Below are 14918 nucleotides of genomic sequence, written 5' to 3'. Positions count from 1 at the left end.
ACATGCTGAAGAAACCGGAAACCCTGTTCGTCCTGGGCTACATGCTGCTGCCCCTGCTGGCGCTGCTGTCCGCGATCGTGGGGCTGACCATGATCCTGGGCGGCAACAAGATCGCCGGGGCCATCGTACTGGTGGTGGTTACGCAGGTCTTCACCTTCGGGGCGTTCTTCGCACTGCGCGCGCGGAAGGCAGCGGTGCTGGAGCAGTCGGACCAGAGCTGACGCTCACTGCAGCGGCATGGGGAGGCCACCCCATCGCGGGTGGTTCTGTCCTGGCCTAGGCTGGGGCACGCAGCACTCTGGGGGCTGTTGAATGAATATTGGGGGGAATCCTGATGGCAGGAACTTTATGGGGTGCCGACGTCGAGCAACTGCGGGCCCTCGCGCAGCAGTTCAACAAGACGGCGGATCTGCTGCAGCAGCAGTCGACGCAGCTGAGCAGTCAGATCAACAACAACCCGGCCTGGAAGGGCTCGGATGCCCAGCGGTTCCGCTCGGATTGGAACACCAGCCACCGGACCCTTCTCCAGCAGACCGTCTCGCGGCTGCAGCAGGAATCGAAAGTACTGCTCAAGAACGCTGATGAGCAGGAGAAGGCGAGCGGCGGGGCACCCGGCTCCGCGGGCGGCCCGGGCTTCGGCGGATCTGGCGGGCCAGGTTCCGGATCTCCCGCGGATCCTTGGGGGCCCGATTGGCTGGCCAAGGGTTCGCCATTCCGGGACGGGTGGGGTCTTCGCGGCCAGATCAAGGCGGGCTTGGATCTGCCGAAAAGCGTTTTTGGTTTGGGCACGATGGCCGCCAAAGGCCTGGACAGCTTTACTGATGCTGAACTCTGGGCCAAGCTTCCGGGCAGGAGCATCACTTACAATTTGCTGGATTCCGGGACAGATATCCTCGGACTCAAGAATCTTCAGAAATATATCCCGGCACTCAACCAATTCGGCGGTGTCTTTAAAGAGAGTCCATGGTTGTTCAAGGGTCAGGGTGCAATTCTCGAAGGCCTTGGAAAAGGCGGGCTCGGCCGGGGCCTGGGGTGGGCCGGCGTGGGCCTGAACGCTTTCGACACGGCGGGGTATATCGCGGCAGGCAAACCGGAGGAGGCCTTGTGGTCGGGCGCCAAGACGGCACTCGGCGTGGCCTGCTTCCTTCCGCCGCCTGCTGGAACCATCTGCACGGTGGTCAGTGCCGGAATCGCGATTTACGAGATCCCTGCCGTCAAGGAGTTCGTGAACAACGCGGCCAGCAACGTCGCGGATACTATGGCCAGCGCCGTGAAGGATCCTGGCCGGTTCGTCGAAGACACCGGCAAGAATCTGGCCGACCTCGGCAAGAGCGCCGCCAGCTTCCTCGGCTTCGGATAACTCAACTAAAGGACAAATTCGTGACAGCCAGCACTGAATCCGTCAACCAGCCGGACACGGCGGTTGGCTTCGGCTTTGCCGAAATCGCATACCTGATCAGGAGGTTCGATACCGACGCCGCGAGGAAGTCCGCCCAGGTACTCCGGCTGGAAGAGGAAGTCCAGTCGGACCCCATCTGCGTCGCGGGAGGATCTTCGCTTCTGGCCCGTGGCTTTGCCAGCGTCGATGACGACCTTGAATTGGAAGGGCCCGCGGTACCCACCGCGTACGCCTTGTCCAGGGCGGGCCGCTGGACGGAAATCAGCCTGGTCGACGGCGAGAAAACCGACACTGTGGTACACGTGGAGTCCGACAAAGTATCTGTGCTGATGCAGCCCAGGACCCTGGGCACCTGGTTCGTCTTTGCCCAGGACCCCTCTATCGACGGCGCAGACGCCCAACTCTCCCTCATCAAGGAACATCGGCGGACTCATCCCGAAGGGACCGCCTTTATCCGGGTCAAGTCGATCTCTGGGGAAGACCACCTGCTCATTCGACCGGAAGGCCTCGGCTGGGCGGTTGGCAAGGTTATCGATCCCACCCGGGATGTCGAGGAAATCACGGGCCTGGACACATACGGCCTGCTTACCCGTATTCGGGAAACCCGCGGAGAAACCACATGAGCAGCGAAGACCCACGACCGGTTCCTCCGGTCAAGCGCAAAGGCTACTACAAGCGCCAAATCCAACTGGAGGCCGAGAGGCAGGGACTCACGCCCGAGGAATACGGGGTCTATAAAGGCTCAACGGGCAGCGTGATCAAACCCGTCAATTCAGCAGGCGGACTGCTCTTCCTTGCCATCTTGATCTCCCTGTTCTCTGGCATTGTGGTGGGTGCGGCAATCATCGTCCTTACCGGTGACGGGGTCACCAACTGGGTGCAATTCGTCATCGCCTGTGTGATTGTGCTTTTCCTGGTGCCCACCTCATGGGCTTACTACTTCAAGGAACGCAAAGCGGCACGGCTGCGGAAGGCGGCTGGAAAAACACTTGAACCTCCCACCCGACGCTCAAGCAGGCCGGACTGGTAGCAGAATTGGGTCTCCGACGGTGCCGGTGAAGCACCGCCTGGCCGGGAACGGTGAGATCGTCAGCTACACGGACGAAGAGTACGGGGTCAGGAAGGGTGACGGCCCTGTTCGGCCTGATGGTTTACGGCACGGTCCGGATACTTCCGGGAGCGCAAGGCGGAGAGGCTCCGCAAAGCCAGGAACCTCCCGCGGCCCGTTGGATAGCGCCTTACCCAGCCGGCCGACGTCGTAGGCTCATGGCGGCACGCAGTGACGTAACCGACTGCGCCCTTCCGGATGCGAAGTCTAAACTGGACCAATGACTACAGCAGCTACCCCTTCCGTCGGCCTGGTCGGATGGCGCGGCATGGTCGGTTCCGTCCTCATGCAGCGCATGCAGGACGAGGGCGACTTCGCCAACATCAACCCGGTGTTCTTCTCCACCTCCAACGCGGGAGGTGCCGCCCCGTCGTTCGCCGACGGTGCCGGCAAGCTCGAGAACGCGTTCGACCTCGACACCCTGGCCAAGCTGCCCATTATCGTCACCGCCCAGGGCGGGGACTACACCAAGCAGGTCCACGGGGACCTGCGCAGCCGCGGCTGGGACGGCCTCTGGATCGACGCCGCCTCCACCCTGCGCATGAACGATGATTCGATCATCGTGCTGGACCCCATCAACCGGGATGTCATCGACAAGGGCCTGGTCAACGGCACCAAGGACTTCATCGGCGGCAACTGCACCGTGTCCTGCATGCTCATGGGCCTCGGCGGCCTGTTCAAGAACGGCCTGGTGGAGTGGGGAACCTCCATGACCTACCAGGCGGCGTCCGGCGGCGGTGCCCGGCACATGCGTGAGCTGCTCAGCCAGTTCGGCACGCTCAACGCCGAGGTCAGCACGGAACTGGACGACCCGGCGTCGGCCATCCTGGACATCGACCGCAAGGTCCTGGCCCACCAGCGCACCGACATCGACGCCACCCAGTTCGGCGTTCCCTTGGCCGGCTCCCTGATCCCCTGGATCGACGCAGACCTCGGCAACGGCCAGTCCAAGGAAGAGTGGAAGGCCGGGGTGGAAACCAACAAGATCCTGGGCACCTCCGAGGAAAACCACGTGGTCATGGACGGGCTCTGCGTTCGCATCGGCGCCATGCGCTCCCACTCCCAGGCCCTGACTTTGAAGCTCCGCGAGGACCTGTCCGTGGCCGAGATCGAAAAGCTCCTGGACGAGGACAACCAGTGGGCCAAGGTGGTTCCCAACACCAAGGAGGCCTCCATGGCCGAGCTGACCCCCGTGGCCGCCTCCGGCACCCTGGACATCCCGGTGGGCCGCATCCGCAAGATGGAAATGGGCCCGCAGTACATCAGCGCCTTCACCGTGGGCGACCAGCTCCTCTGGGGCGCCGCCGAGCCGCTGCGCCGCATGCTCAACATCGCCACCGGCAACCTGTAGCTTCCAGCTGCCTCACTAGCGGCCCTCGCCCGCATAACCGTTGCTGCCCGGCACCGGTTATGCGGGCAAGGGCCGCTTTTGCGTTCCGGAATGGCGCGCCAGGAATGCGTACAGCCGTTGCCGCAGCTCTCCTGGCCGGTTCAGCTGCTGCCAATTGATCCGAAAGACTGCCCAACCCAGCTCCTGCAATGCGTTCTCCCGGCGCCGCTCCGCGATCAGCACATCCGCCGCCGGCTTGTAGTCCGTGTACTTGGCGACGCCGTCGAACTCGATAATCACCCTGGCGTCGGGGTCCGCGAAATCCGCCCGGAAAATGCCCTCGCGGGTGGTGATCCCAACCTGCGGTTCGAACATGCGCAGGCCAAGAGAATGCAGCATCAGCCTGGTCCGGGTCTCCCCCGGGGACTCGGACCGGGCATCCAGAACAGCCAGCAGGTCCCAGGCGCGCCTGCCGCCGCGGACCACTGGACTGTCGTTCAGCAGCTGCCGCATGGCCTCGATGGACGCACCCTTGCGCAGCGCGTGGTCACCGATCACAGCGGCCTTTTCCAAGGGCAGGATACGTGCGCAGTCCAGCACGGTCCGCTCGGCACTGGTGGTAAGGACTTCCCGCCCGTCGGGCGTCCACAGTGAAGCCTTCTCAGCTTCCGCGAGCGGCAGCCTGTGAGTCCGGACGTCCCTTCCTGCGCTGGCCTTCGAGTTGGCGTACTGGGTTGTCACGTGCACGGCGGGCCCGCCTTCCCAGACAAAAAGCCCCCGCAACAATGCCGCGCTCACGTGGCTGTACCGGGACCGGCCGTGGGTGGACTCGAAGTGGGCCATCAGCCGGGCCTGGTCCCGGTCCCATTCTTTGAGCCCATGCCAGTTTCTGCTCCGGACGTAGGCTCCCCGCCGCAACCGGAGCACGGTACCGCTCTTCACGGCCGCAGTCAGCACACGGTCGTCCAGCCCGGCAGCCGCCAATTGGCGGGTTGACGCCACCACCTGCTTGGGCCAGCGATGGTCGACGTGGGCCTGCAAATCACCGGAATTCATTGTCCAAGGGTCGACGGCGGACACCGGCATCGGAAGCACGGGACGTCGCTATGTGGATGGCCCGCGGTACGAGCGGCCCTTACCCGCACAACCGTTGCTGCCCGGGGCCGATTATGCGGGGCGGGACCGGTTAAGCGGCCAAGGACCGGTTATGTGAGGGCTGGAAGCACGTCAGGTGGCCAGGAACGTCGTGTAGCGCCGGCCGGTCTTGGCCAGGGCTGCCTGCGCCGCCGGGCCGAGCGGCCGGGCTTCGTCGAAGAGTTCGGGTACGACGGCGGCACCCGGCCCGGTGCCCTTCAGCGCCCAGGTGCCAACAACCTTCCCCGCGGCAACCACTGTCTTCTTGAAGACACCGTTCCCGCCGGGCACGATCAGGTCGGAGTGCTCCGGCGACAGGACGAGGCTGCGGTCCGTGTAGCCCAGGACAAACTCATCAAAACCCGGCAGCAGGTGGACAGACCGGCCGCCGGGCACGCCGGAGTCCAGGAGCTCCGCCACCTCCGGGGACAGCCAGTAGCTGGTCCCCTCGAACTCAAGCTCCACCAGCTCGCACCGGACGTGCTCAAACGCCGTGCGGACCTCGGTCAGCGGCAGCTGCGTCCACCAAGCGAAGTCGCGGAGGGTGGCCGGGCCGTGGCTCCGGAAGTACCGCAGCAGGAACTCGACCAGAGCCTCCTCCCGCTCCAGGCTCCGGGAGGAGGGGATCCACTCATCAAACGCCGCGATCAGCTGCTGGTTGCCGGCCAGTGGCCCCAGCACCAGCCAGCCGTGCCGGCACAACGAAGCCAGGAGATGGATCCCCCGCTGGCCCTGGGTCGGCTGGCCTCCGTCGTCGAACACCTTGAACAGTGCGGCGCGGCTGACGGGACCCTCCGCCGAGATGTGTTCCAGCGCCAGGTCGCGGGCCTTCTCCACGTCCGCCCACGTAATCTCCAGCTGCCGGTGGCGGCCCGCGATGCTCCTGGTGAGCCGTTCGGCCGTGAGGTCCAGCATCCAGCGCAGGTCCCCGGCAGCCACGAGGTGCAGCGTCCCGCGCATCGGCCAGGACCGCACCACTGTGCCGGCGTCGATGGCCGCCCGGACATCGGTGATTCCCGCCCCGGGCACCCGGACGCCGACCGCCCACAGTGCCGCCGGCAGGTCCTGCGCCTGCATGGCGGTCATCCACCGGACCAGCTCCGGCACAGAGGTACCCCCTATCCCGACGAGCCGCTGGGACACCAGCCGGAGCCTGCCGACCATCCTGCCGTCGCGCAGGGCACCAGATGCAGCCATGCGCCCATCCTAGGCCGGGCGCAGCCCCGAGGGGACGACTAGAGTTCGAGGCCGATGAGCAGCGGCTCCGGGTGCAGCGAAATGCCGAAGTGGCGTTCGACGCCGGCCCGCACCTCCCGCGCGACAGCCACCATATCCGCGGCGCTGGCGGAGCCACGGTTGGTGATGGCCAGGGTGTGCTTGGTGGACAGCGACGCGCGGCCTCCGGCCACGCCGTCGTCCTCCAGGCCGAAGCCCTTCCCGAAGCCTGCCTGGTCAATCAGCCATGCTGCGGAGAGCTTCACCATCCCGTCCAGCCCGGCAGGGTATCGCGGAGCGTTTTCCGGCAGTTTGTCCGCTACGTCAGCCGCCACAATGGGGTTGGTGAAGAACGACCCGGTGGAGTAGGTGTCACGGTCCGCGGCGTCCCACACCATTCCCTTGGAGGCACGAAGGCGCAGGACTTCGCGGCGGACGTCGTTCGCGTAGGCGCGCTGGCCCACGTCCACGTTGAGGGCCCGGGCCAGCTCGGCGTACCGGATCGGCGCGCTCATCCGCCCCAGCGGCAATTGGAACTCGACAGTGAGGACCACGTACCGCGGCGAGCCGTTGACCGTGGTCTGCTTGAGGATGGAGTCCCGGTAGCCAAACTTCAGCTCGGAGTTGGTGAAGGTCTGCACGGCGTTGCGCTCACGGTCCCAGGTGCGGACGGCCGCGATGGTCTGGGAAACATCTGCACCGTAGGCACCCACGTTCTGGACAGGCGTGGCACCGGTTGACCCGGGGATACCGGACAGCGCCTCGATTCCGGACCAGGCGTGGCGTACCGCGTGCTCCACCAGCTTGTCCCAATTGTGGCCGGCCTGCACCACAACGGCCACTCCCCCGCAGGAGTCCTCGGCGTTGACCGTGAACCCCTCAGAGGCGATCCTGATGACGGTCCCGGGGAACCCGTCGTCGGACACGAGGAGGTTGGACCCGCCGCTGACGATCAGGACCTGTTCCCCGGCGGCATCCGCCGAGCGGACCGCGTCGATGATGTCCGCCTCGGTACGGGCCTCGATGTACTTGCCGGCGGGGCCTCCGACGGCGGAGGTGGTCAGGGAGGAGAGCAGCGTGGAAGTCACTTGTCCACGTTACTTGAAGATACTGTGCGGGCGCAGTGACGCGCAGTACCTTCAGGCCAACTTCCGGGCCACCGGAGAGAGGACGAAGCTCACCGCGAGCATCACCATCACGGCCAGCAGCGAATGCAGGATGCCCACATGCTCGGCCAGCAGCCCCAGCAGCGGCGGGCCGCACAGAAACGCGGCATAGCCGATGGTGGACACCACGGACACCCGGGCGGCAGCCATCGCGGGATCGTCGGCAGCGGCGGACATGCCCACCGGGAAGCCGAGAGATGCTCCCAGGCCCCACAGTGCGAGCCCGACGTAGGCAAGCCACGGCACCGGCGCAAAGACGAAGACGCCCAGTCCCAGCACAGCCAGTGCAGCGCACCAGCGCATCACGGGAACCCTGCCGAATCTGTCCAGCAGCACCGTCCCGGCAAAACGCCCGATGGTCATAAACGTGACGAACAGCCCGTAGCCGGCGGCACCGGCAGCATCGCTCTGCCCGTGGCCGTCGGCCAGGGCAAGGGCCACCCAGTCCCCTGCCGCGCCTTCGGCCAGGGCGAGGCCCAGCACCAGGACACCCAGGAGCAGGGTCCGCCGGTCCCGCCATGCCCGGGCGATCTTGCGCTTGTTGTCCAGCGGGGCGTCGCCGGAGGCGGTTCCGGGAGTGATCACGGGAATCGGCCCGGTACTGGGGTCCTCGAAGGTATCCGGGGAGTAACTGCGCTCCCCCGCCACCGGGGTGACGTCGGCACGGAACCAGGACGCGGCCGTTGCTACCGAACCCGCCACCACCGCCCCTGCCGCCGCAAGGTGCCAGAACACCGGCAGGGACACCGCGGCGGCAACGGCCCCCAGCCCCGCGCCTGCCACCGTTCCCAGGCTGAAGGCCCCGTGGAGCCGCGGCATGATGTGCCGGCCCACCGCGCGTTCCACCGCGGCACCTTCAACGTTGGACGCCGTGTTCCAGCTTCCGGTGCCCAGGCCAATGATGGCCAGGCCGATCGCGGTTGCCACCGGGCTTGCCAGCACGGTTGTGCCAAAACCCGCCGTCAGCAGGCCTGCACCCACCATGATGCTGCCTGTCCGGATGGTCCGCTTGGAGCCCAGCCGCAGCACGATCAGCCCTGAAGCAGACACGGAGGCAAAGGATCCCAGCGTCATGCACAGCAGGATGACGCCGATGTTGCCCGGGGTGAGGTCCAGCGTGTCCCGGATAGCGGGCAGCCGGGACACCCAGGAGGCAAAGGCAAGGCCGCTGGCGCCGTAGGCCACCACGACGGCGTTTCGCCAGGCAGTGACCTGCCCGGCCGTTGCGGTGGTTCCTGCAGAAGTGGTCAAAAGGTGCAGCTCAAGACAGCTTGACGAGGGCCTGGGCCTTCATCAGGACCTTCTGCCCGGCGGAGACAACGGTGAGGTCGACGCGCGCGGTGCCCGAATCGGCGTCGAGCTTTCCGATGGTGCCGCTGACCTCGATGGTGGCCCCGGGCTGGTCGGTTCCGGTGGTGTCGGTCACCAGGACCGGCTTGGTGAAGCGGGTCTGGAAGTCAACGACGGCGGCCGGGTCGCCCGCCCAGTCCGTCACCAGCTGGACGGCGGAGCCCATGGTGAACATGCCGTGGGCGATGACGCCGGGCAGTTCCACGCCGGTGGCGAAGGCCTCGTTCCAGTGGATGGGGTTGAAGTCGCCGGACGCCCCGGCGTACTTGACCAGGTCGGTGCGTGTGACCTCGATGGTGCGGCTGCCGATTTCCTGGCCGGCGCTGAGTTCGTTGAAGGTGGGGCTCATGGTTACTGTCCCTCTCCGCGGACCAGGATGGATGACGTGGTGGTGGTGACGGGTTCCCGCGAATCACCGGAACCGAGGGCGAAGATCTCCGAGCGGGTGGTGATCATGGCGCCGCCGCCCATGGCACGGACGCCGTCAACATGCAGTTCGGCAACGAGCCGGTCACCGGCGACGATGGGCCGGTGGTGGATGAAGCGCTGGTCTGCATGGACCACGCGGGAGAAGTCGATGCCTGCTTCCGGGTCCTCGATGAGCTGGGCGTCGGCACGCTGGGCGATGATGATGGCGAAGGTGGGCGGTGCCACCAGATCGGCGTGGCCCAGGGCCCTGGCTGCGTCCACGTCAAAGTGCGCGGGATGGGTCGCCTTCACGGCGCGGGCGAACTCACGGATTTTCTCGCGGCCGACGTCATACACCTCTGCGGCAGGGTAGCTACGGCCCTGCAGGTCCGGATTGATAGTCATGGATTCCAGCCTATCGTTGCCACGCCCTTCAAAAGACGCCCGCTGCACTGGTATGATGATTTCATCAATCCATCAATCCGTTGTCCGGGATATGACCGGCCGGCCATCGCGCACAGGAGCGCCACCTTTGATGCTGTCTTCCGCCCAAGCCCCGCTCTACGAGATCAAAGCGAACCTTTTCAAGGGCCTGGCCCACCCGGCCAGGATACGGATCCTTGAGCTGCTGGCCGCGGCGCCGCAGGAGTCTGCCCCGGTGAGCTACCTCCTGGCAGAGACCGGGTTGGAGGCCTCGCACCTCTCCCAGCACCTGGCCACCTTGCGGAAGCACAAGGTGGTGACCTCCGCACGCAGCGCCAATGCGGTGACGTACCAGCTCGCCCACCCAGGAGTCTCGCAGCTGCTGGCCATCGCCCGGACCTTCCTCGTAGACAGCCTGGCCGGCTCCAATGAGCAGCTGCGGCTGGCACAGCAACTGCCGGCAGAACACCTGGCCGGCGGGTCAGCCAAGTGACCGCCGACCCGGTCACGGCCCGGGGCACGGCCGCGGGGAGCATCACCCGGTTCCTGCCCTCCCGGAAGGATTACGCCGGGCTTGCCGGCACCTGGCGTACCGACCTGCTGGCAGGAATCACCGTGGGCATTGTGGCGTTGCCGCTGGCCCTGGCGTTCGGCGTCAGCTCCGGGGTGGGTGCCGAAGCGGGCCTCATCACGGCGATCGTGGCCGGGCTGGTGGCAGCCGTCATGGGCGGCTCCCCGGTACAGGTGTCCGGTCCCACGGGAGCCATGGTGGTGGTGCTGGCCCCCGTGGTGGCGGTCCACGGCATCGGCAGCGTCGCCCTTTTGTCCCTGATGGCAGGGCTGCTGGTCTGCGCGCTCGGCTTCAGTGGCCTGGGCCGGGCCGTGGCCTTCATCCCCTGGCCCGTCGTGGAAGGCTTCACGCTGGGCATTGCCGCCATCATCTTCCTCCAGCAGGTCCCGCTGGCCACCGGCACGCCCGGCACCCCGGGGCACAACACCCTCCTGGCCGCGGTGGAGGCGGCAGCGGGCGCCTCCACCCCGACGGTCCTGTTGACCCTCGCGCTCGTGGCGGGAGTCGCCGTCGTGATGGTCCTGGTGCAGAAGCTGTTCCGCGCACTTCCAGCCAGCCTGCTGGCGGTCCTCCTGGCGACCGCCGCCGCCGAAATCCTGCAGCTGGACGTCCCGCGGATTGGGGCACTCCCGCATTCCCTTCCGGCACCGTCCATCCCGTCCCTGGACCCTGCTTCCCTTGGCAACCTGGCAATGCCCGCCGTGGCTGTCGCCTTCCTGGCTGCCATCGAGTCACTGCTCTCGGCGCGCGTGGCCGCCGGGATGGCCGGGCCGGACGGCAGGCCCACCGGCCCCTACAGCCCCGACCGTGAGCTGATGGGGCAGGGCCTGGCTTCCATCGCGGCCGGCCTGTTCGGCGGAATGCCGGCCACCGGAGCCATCGCACGGACCGCGGTCAACGTGCGTTCCGGCGCCAGGACCCGCCTGGCCGCAGCGGTGCACGCCATCGTGCTGCTGGGCATCACCTACCTGGCCTCCGGAATGGTCAGCCGCATCCCGCTGGCAGCACTGGGCGGGGTCCTGATGGTCACGGCGGTACGGATGGTCTCGCGGCGCACCATCACCGCCATCCTGCGTTCCACCCGGGCAGACGCCGCGGTCTTCGTGCTCACGGCCGTCATCACGGTGGCATTCGACCTCATCGTTGCCATCCAGATAGGGCTGGCCGCGGCCGCCCTCTTCGCACTGCGGAAATTCGCTTCACTGAGCGGGGTCCAACGCGAGGAGATTCCCGGTCCGCGGTTGGAAGGAGACGAACACATCGCGGTTTTCCGGCTGGATGGAGCGATGTTCTTTGGTGCCGCCGAGCGCATCCTCCAGGAGATCAGCCAGGTCAAGGACGTGCAGGTGGCCATCATCAGGTTGTCGCAGCTGCGGATGCTGGACGCGACCGGCGCCCACGCCCTGGTGGAGGTCATTTCCGCCCTGGAGCTGCGCGGCATCACCGTTTTGCTCAAGGGTGTGCGGCCTGACCACCTTGACCTGGTGACCAACGTGGGCGTGATCCGTTCCCTGCGGCACCACAAGCACCTGTTCGACCGGCTCCCGGATGCCGTGGAACATGCCCGCAGCCACGTGCTGCGGAACGCGGCAGCTAGCGCCTGAGGTTTTTGCTAATCGCCTGGCCCCGGACCACGATGCCCACGACGTGGAGGACCAGCCCCAGCCCGATGAGGGGCAGGGAAGCCATGGCCAGTGCTTGGTTGCCGCTGGTGTTGCCCACCAGATTCAGGATGATGCCGACGGCGATCAGTCCCATCGCGCTGAAGACCAGGACTTTGTAGCGGGTGGGCGCGGTGGCCCAGAATTCGTTCAGCACCGTCCAAGTCTACCGAGTGCCCGGCCACCCCGGCGGGCGGGCCGGGTCCCGGTATCAGAACAATGCTTCCTGCACTGCCGGCACCTCTGAGGCATACTCCCCCAGCACGACGGTCCGGGCAGCCAGCTGGGACAGGTTCACCACGAATTCGGCGTCCGTTCCGTCCAGCCGGGCCAGCGCGTTGGCCCCGCCCAGGGCTGCGATGCTGAAACCGTGCCGCCCCTGGTCCAGGGCATGCGGATAGGCGTGGCGGGACGCGCTTCCGTACAGGGCATCAGCATGCGCGGGACGCAGCCACTGCTCCTCCACGGCCTGAAAGCCGTCGACGGCGGTGCGCGCCAGCAGGGCCCGTACGTCACCGGCGGCGCGGGAATTGGCTTCGTCCACCGCGCCGGCCAGCAGCGGCCGGAGCAGCGCCTCCGCCTTCGCGGCCGAGCGCACCTGCTGGGTCAGGCCGACGCCGGCCGTCACCAGGTCCTCGAGGACCCGTACCACCCGGCCATCCTCCGCCCTGGCAACATACCTCGCCACTGCGGCCCCCTGCTCCGCCAGCCGGTTCCACTTCCGCGGGCCGGAGGCCGTTCCCACCTTGGTGGCGCCTCCCGCGAACGTGGCCACGTAGAGCCAGTGTTCCTGCATCAGGTAGTCCCGCAGGCCGGGGGTCACCCTGCCGCCACGGTGGAAGTCGTGCATCAGGCGGGACTCGTCAAGTACGAAGCACCGCTCGCACTGCTTGCCCCGAAGGGCCGGGGCGGCGGAGCCGCACAGGATGTGGCGGCGGGAGCCCGCTGACTGGACCTGGACGTGGCCCAGGCAGAACCGGCCGGGTTCCACCACCTTGAAGCCGAGCCGGCTGCCCGCCCTGAGGCTGAGCTCCCGGAAGTCCCCCTCGGGTGACTGGAGGCGCAGGACCGGGCCGCCGGCGTCGTCCGCTGGGGTTGAGGCAGGCGGGCCATCCCAAAAGACCCCGTGGACCAGATAGCGGGTATCGGTCACGGGGTCTCCTGAAGTGATGGGTGGCGCTACAGCGCGGGCTGCACCCCAAAGGCTACCGCGAGCTTCATGATCTTTTCGGCGCGGCCCAGGCGGGGCAGGTCGGAGCCGTCACGGATGACGCGCCCGTTGGCTTCGAAGTCGTTCATGAAGTCGGTGGCCCAGGCGACGTCCGACGGCGTGGGGCTGATGACCTCGTTGATCACCGGGGTCTGGTCGATGGCCAGGCAAAGCTTGCCGGTCATGCCCATCATCACGGTGATGCCGGTCTGCTCGCGCAGGATGGGGTGGTTGGTGCCGACGGTGGGGCCGTCGATGGGGCCCGGCAGGTTGCCGACGCGGCTGGCGACGACGAGCTTGGCGCGCGGGTAGGCCATGGCCTCCGGGGTGGCAGCCATGCCCGTGTCGCGGCGGAAGTCACCGGAGCCGAAGGCCAGGCGGAACGCGCCCTGGGCCTTGGCGATGTGGTTGGCTTCCTCGATGCCGAGCGCGGACTCCACCAGCGGGATCACGGGCGTCTTGCCGTCCATGCGGTGGTAGCTCTCGGTCACCTGGTCAGCGGATTCGGTCTTGGCGAGCATGACGCCCAGCAGGCCGGGCGTGCCGCGCAGGCCGGCCAGGTCATCGGCCCAGAACGGGCTGGTGGCGTCGTTTATACGGACCCAGGCCTTGCCGCCGGCGGTCAGCCAGTCGATGACGTTGTTCCGGGCCTGGTCCTTCTGCGAGGGGTCCACTGCATCTTCAATATCCAGGATGATCGAATCAGCCCGGGACACGGCCGACTGGTCGAAGAGTTCGGGCTTCATGGCATTGACCAGCAGCCAGGAGCGTGCGATCTCGGCGGGGATATTCCGTTCCGGCCTAACGGTTTCGGCGGCGATGGTAGACGTCATGCTTTCTACAGTATCCGGCCTGCAAGCGGCACGGCGAAGAAAACGGCCAGCTTGTGAGGATCAATACGAACTAAACGGGTTATGACCGGGCCCTAACGGGAAGCAGGTAGCAGTAAGTGTCGTTATGAGGCTCCATAACGACACTTACTGCTACCCAGTCGGGCGGCGTCAGGGGATATTGCTGCCCCGCGCGGTGACCCACAGCTTGTACCAGTCGGCACGGCTCAGCGCCCCGGCCACGCGGGCGGCGTCCGCGCAGGCCCGGATCCGGCCCGGATTGACCGTGCCAACGACCGGTGCGATCCCGGCCGGATGCTTCATCAGCCATCCCAGGAGGACGGCCTCGCCGGAGGTGCCGTATTGGTCCGCAAGCTGCGCCACGAGTTCTGCCGTGGCGGCCCCGGCTGACGTGGGGCTCCCGGGTTCGGCACCGGTGTAGGCGCCGCGGGCCAGCGAGCCGTACGCCTGCAGGGTGATGTTGTTGCGGGTGCAGTATTCCAGCGTGCCGTGCGGAAAACTGTAGTCCAGGTGTTCCGGGTGGTTGACCAGGACCTGGCTTTCCAGCCACGCCCGCTTGAGCAGGCTCATCTCCAGCTGGTTGGCCACCACAGGGGTCTCCAGCCGGTCCTGCAGCACGTCGATCTGGGCAGCGGACATGTTGGACACGCCCAGTTGCCGGACCTTGCCTTCGGCCATGAGCTGCCCGACGGCGGCTGCCACCTCCGCCGGGTCCGCCAGGGGGTCCGGGCGGTGCAGCAGGAGGATGTCCACGTAGTCGGTCCGCAGCCGGCCGAGGCTGCCGTTGACCCGTTCCAGGATGGCCTCCCGGCTCAGGTCGTAGTGGGTCTGCAGGCCACGCTCGTTCAGCCGGATGCCGCACTTGGTCTGCAGCCGGATGCGCTCCCGCAGGCCCGGGGCCGCGGCCAGCACCTCACCGAAAACGGCCTCGGACTTTCCGCTGCGGTAGATGTCGGCGTGGTCGAACAAGGTGATGCCCGCGTCCAGGGCGGCCTGGACGGCAGCAGCGGCCTGGTCCACATGGTCAGCCCCATGCGGCTCGTCAGACCAGCTGCCGCCCAGTCCCATGCATCCGTAGATGACTTCCTGCAT

The 14918-nt window shown here is 66.9% G+C and carries 17 protein-coding genes; 7 read left to right on the top strand and 10 right to left on the bottom strand.

What is annotated here, in order from left to right:
* Positions 1-2 precede the first annotated feature (2 nt).
* The 5 genes from BACI349Y_RS05895 to asd all read left to right on the top strand — a co-directional run bounded on the left by BACI349Y_RS05895 (position 3) and on the right by asd (position 3858).
* Complete coding sequence (locus tag BACI349Y_RS05895) at positions 3-221, top strand: NF038396 family protein (protein ID WP_018760496.1); 219 nt, start codon at positions 3-5, stop codon at positions 219-221.
* Between the two features lie 113 nt (positions 222-334).
* Positions 335-1360 (top strand): hypothetical protein, encoded by a 1026-nt coding sequence (locus BACI349Y_RS05890; RefSeq protein ID WP_159631332.1) that lies wholly within the window; start codon positions 335-337, stop codon positions 1358-1360.
* Between the two features lie 20 nt (positions 1361-1380).
* Positions 1381-2022 (top strand): hypothetical protein, encoded by a 642-nt coding sequence (locus BACI349Y_RS05885; RefSeq protein WP_159631330.1) that lies wholly within the window; start codon positions 1381-1383, stop codon positions 2020-2022.
* Positions 2019-2429, top strand: coding sequence for a hypothetical protein (locus BACI349Y_RS05880; protein ID WP_159631328.1), 411 nt, complete (start codon positions 2019-2021; stop codon positions 2427-2429). Before BACI349Y_RS05885 ends, BACI349Y_RS05880 begins: the two co-directional genes overlap by 4 nt.
* A 298-nt stretch (positions 2430-2727) precedes the next feature.
* Entirely contained in the window at positions 2728-3858 is a 1131-nt protein-coding gene (gene asd / locus BACI349Y_RS05875) for an aspartate-semialdehyde dehydrogenase (RefSeq protein WP_159631326.1), read from the top strand.
* Between the two features lie 57 nt (positions 3859-3915).
* Here asd and BACI349Y_RS05870 read toward each other — a convergent pair whose 3' ends face one another.
* The 6 genes from BACI349Y_RS05870 to BACI349Y_RS05845 all read right to left on the bottom strand — a co-directional run bounded on the left by BACI349Y_RS05870 (position 3916) and on the right by BACI349Y_RS05845 (position 9515).
* On the bottom strand, positions 3916-4893 hold the full coding sequence (locus tag BACI349Y_RS05870) for a type IV toxin-antitoxin system AbiEi family antitoxin domain-containing protein (RefSeq protein ID WP_159631324.1): 978 nt from the start codon (positions 4891-4893) through the stop codon (positions 3916-3918).
* 171 nt (positions 4894-5064) lie between these two features.
* Complete coding sequence (locus tag BACI349Y_RS05865; protein WP_159631322.1) at positions 5065-6168, bottom strand: winged helix DNA-binding domain-containing protein; 1104 nt, start codon at positions 6166-6168, stop codon at positions 5065-5067.
* A gap of 38 nt (positions 6169-6206) precedes the next feature.
* Positions 6207-7274: a UDP-N-acetylmuramate dehydrogenase gene (locus BACI349Y_RS05860; protein ID WP_159631320.1), complete on the bottom strand. Its 1068-nt coding sequence runs from the start codon at positions 7272-7274 to the stop codon at positions 6207-6209.
* 51 nt (positions 7275-7325) lie between these two features.
* Positions 7326-8603 carry an MFS transporter gene (locus BACI349Y_RS05855; RefSeq protein WP_159631318.1) on the bottom strand — a complete coding sequence of 426 codons (1278 nt, stop codon included), beginning with the start codon at positions 8601-8603 and terminating at the stop codon, positions 7326-7328.
* Between the two features lie 10 nt (positions 8604-8613).
* Positions 8614-9051, bottom strand: a complete 438-nt coding sequence (locus tag BACI349Y_RS05850; protein ID WP_159631316.1) for a MaoC family dehydratase — start codon at positions 9049-9051, stop codon at positions 8614-8616.
* A 2-nt stretch (positions 9052-9053) separates the two neighbouring features.
* Entirely contained in the window at positions 9054-9515 is a 462-nt protein-coding gene (locus BACI349Y_RS05845; RefSeq protein ID WP_159631314.1) for an FAS1-like dehydratase domain-containing protein, read from the bottom strand.
* A 130-nt stretch (positions 9516-9645) separates the two neighbouring features.
* On the opposite strand from BACI349Y_RS05845, the gene BACI349Y_RS05840 reads away from it, so the two are divergent.
* A complete protein-coding gene (locus BACI349Y_RS05840; protein WP_159631312.1) occupies positions 9646-10026 on the top strand; it encodes an ArsR/SmtB family transcription factor in 381 nt (126 codons plus the stop codon).
* Positions 10023-11708, top strand: a complete 1686-nt coding sequence (locus BACI349Y_RS05835) for a SulP family inorganic anion transporter (protein ID WP_159631310.1) — start codon at positions 10023-10025, stop codon at positions 11706-11708. Before BACI349Y_RS05840 ends, BACI349Y_RS05835 begins: the two co-directional genes overlap by 4 nt.
* Here the strand turns inward: BACI349Y_RS05835 and BACI349Y_RS05830 are convergent.
* From BACI349Y_RS05830 to BACI349Y_RS05815, 4 genes are all read right to left on the bottom strand, one after another.
* Positions 11698-11922: a DUF3188 domain-containing protein gene (locus BACI349Y_RS05830; protein WP_159631308.1), complete on the bottom strand. Its 225-nt coding sequence runs from the start codon at positions 11920-11922 to the stop codon at positions 11698-11700. The two genes, BACI349Y_RS05835 and BACI349Y_RS05830, sit on opposite strands and share 11 nt — an antisense overlap.
* A gap of 54 nt (positions 11923-11976) precedes the next feature.
* Positions 11977-12918, bottom strand: a complete 942-nt coding sequence (locus BACI349Y_RS05825; protein ID WP_159631306.1) for a DUF2797 domain-containing protein — start codon at positions 12916-12918, stop codon at positions 11977-11979.
* Positions 12919-12944: 26 nt separating this feature from the next.
* On the bottom strand, positions 12945-13808 hold the full coding sequence (locus BACI349Y_RS05820; RefSeq protein ID WP_141942759.1) for an HpcH/HpaI aldolase/citrate lyase family protein: 864 nt from the start codon (positions 13806-13808) through the stop codon (positions 12945-12947).
* A 168-nt stretch (positions 13809-13976) separates the two neighbouring features.
* The gene (locus BACI349Y_RS05815; protein WP_159631304.1) at positions 13977-14918 is read right to left on the bottom strand and encodes an aldo/keto reductase; all 942 of its coding nucleotides are present in this window, start codon (positions 14916-14918) and stop codon (positions 13977-13979) included.

Origin of the sequence: Arthrobacter sp. 8AJ, from assembly GCF_902506025.1 — a bacterium.
Classification (GTDB): Bacteria; Actinomycetota; Actinomycetes; order Actinomycetales; family Micrococcaceae; genus Arthrobacter.
The sequence above is the reverse complement of the archived record's forward strand: the minus strand, read 5'-3'. Positions and strand labels throughout refer to the sequence as shown.

Bases quoted from the DNA above. Each gene is read 5' to 3' on its own strand.
- BACI349Y_RS05895 (WP_018760496.1), top strand. From the start codon at position 3: ATGCTGAAGAAACCGGAAACCCTGTTCGTCCTGGGCTACATGCTGCTG.
- BACI349Y_RS05890 (WP_159631332.1), top strand. From the start codon at position 335: ATGGCAGGAACTTTATGGGGTGCCGACGTCGAGCAACTGCGGGCCCTC.
- BACI349Y_RS05880 (WP_159631328.1), top strand. From the start codon at position 2,019: ATGAGCAGCGAAGACCCACGACCGGTTCCTCCGGTCAAGCGCAAAGGC.
- asd (WP_159631326.1), top strand. From the start codon at position 2,728: ATGACTACAGCAGCTACCCCTTCCGTCGGCCTGGTCGGATGGCGCGGC.
- BACI349Y_RS05870 (WP_159631324.1), bottom strand. From the start codon at position 4,893: ATGAATTCCGGTGATTTGCAGGCCCACGTCGACCATCGCTGGCCCAAG.
- BACI349Y_RS05865 (WP_159631322.1), bottom strand. From the start codon at position 6,168: ATGGCTGCATCTGGTGCCCTGCGCGACGGCAGGATGGTCGGCAGGCTC.
- BACI349Y_RS05850 (WP_159631316.1), bottom strand. From the start codon at position 9,051: ATGAGCCCCACCTTCAACGAACTCAGCGCCGGCCAGGAAATCGGCAGC.
- BACI349Y_RS05845 (WP_159631314.1), bottom strand. From the start codon at position 9,515: ATGACTATCAATCCGGACCTGCAGGGCCGTAGCTACCCTGCCGCAGAG.
- BACI349Y_RS05840 (WP_159631312.1), top strand. From the start codon at position 9,646: ATGCTGTCTTCCGCCCAAGCCCCGCTCTACGAGATCAAAGCGAACCTT.
- BACI349Y_RS05820 (WP_141942759.1), bottom strand. From the start codon at position 13,808: ATGACGTCTACCATCGCCGCCGAAACCGTTAGGCCGGAACGGAATATC.
- BACI349Y_RS05815 (WP_159631304.1), bottom strand. From the start codon at position 14,918: ATGCAGGAAGTCATCTACGGATGCATGGGACTGGGCGGCAGCTGGTCT.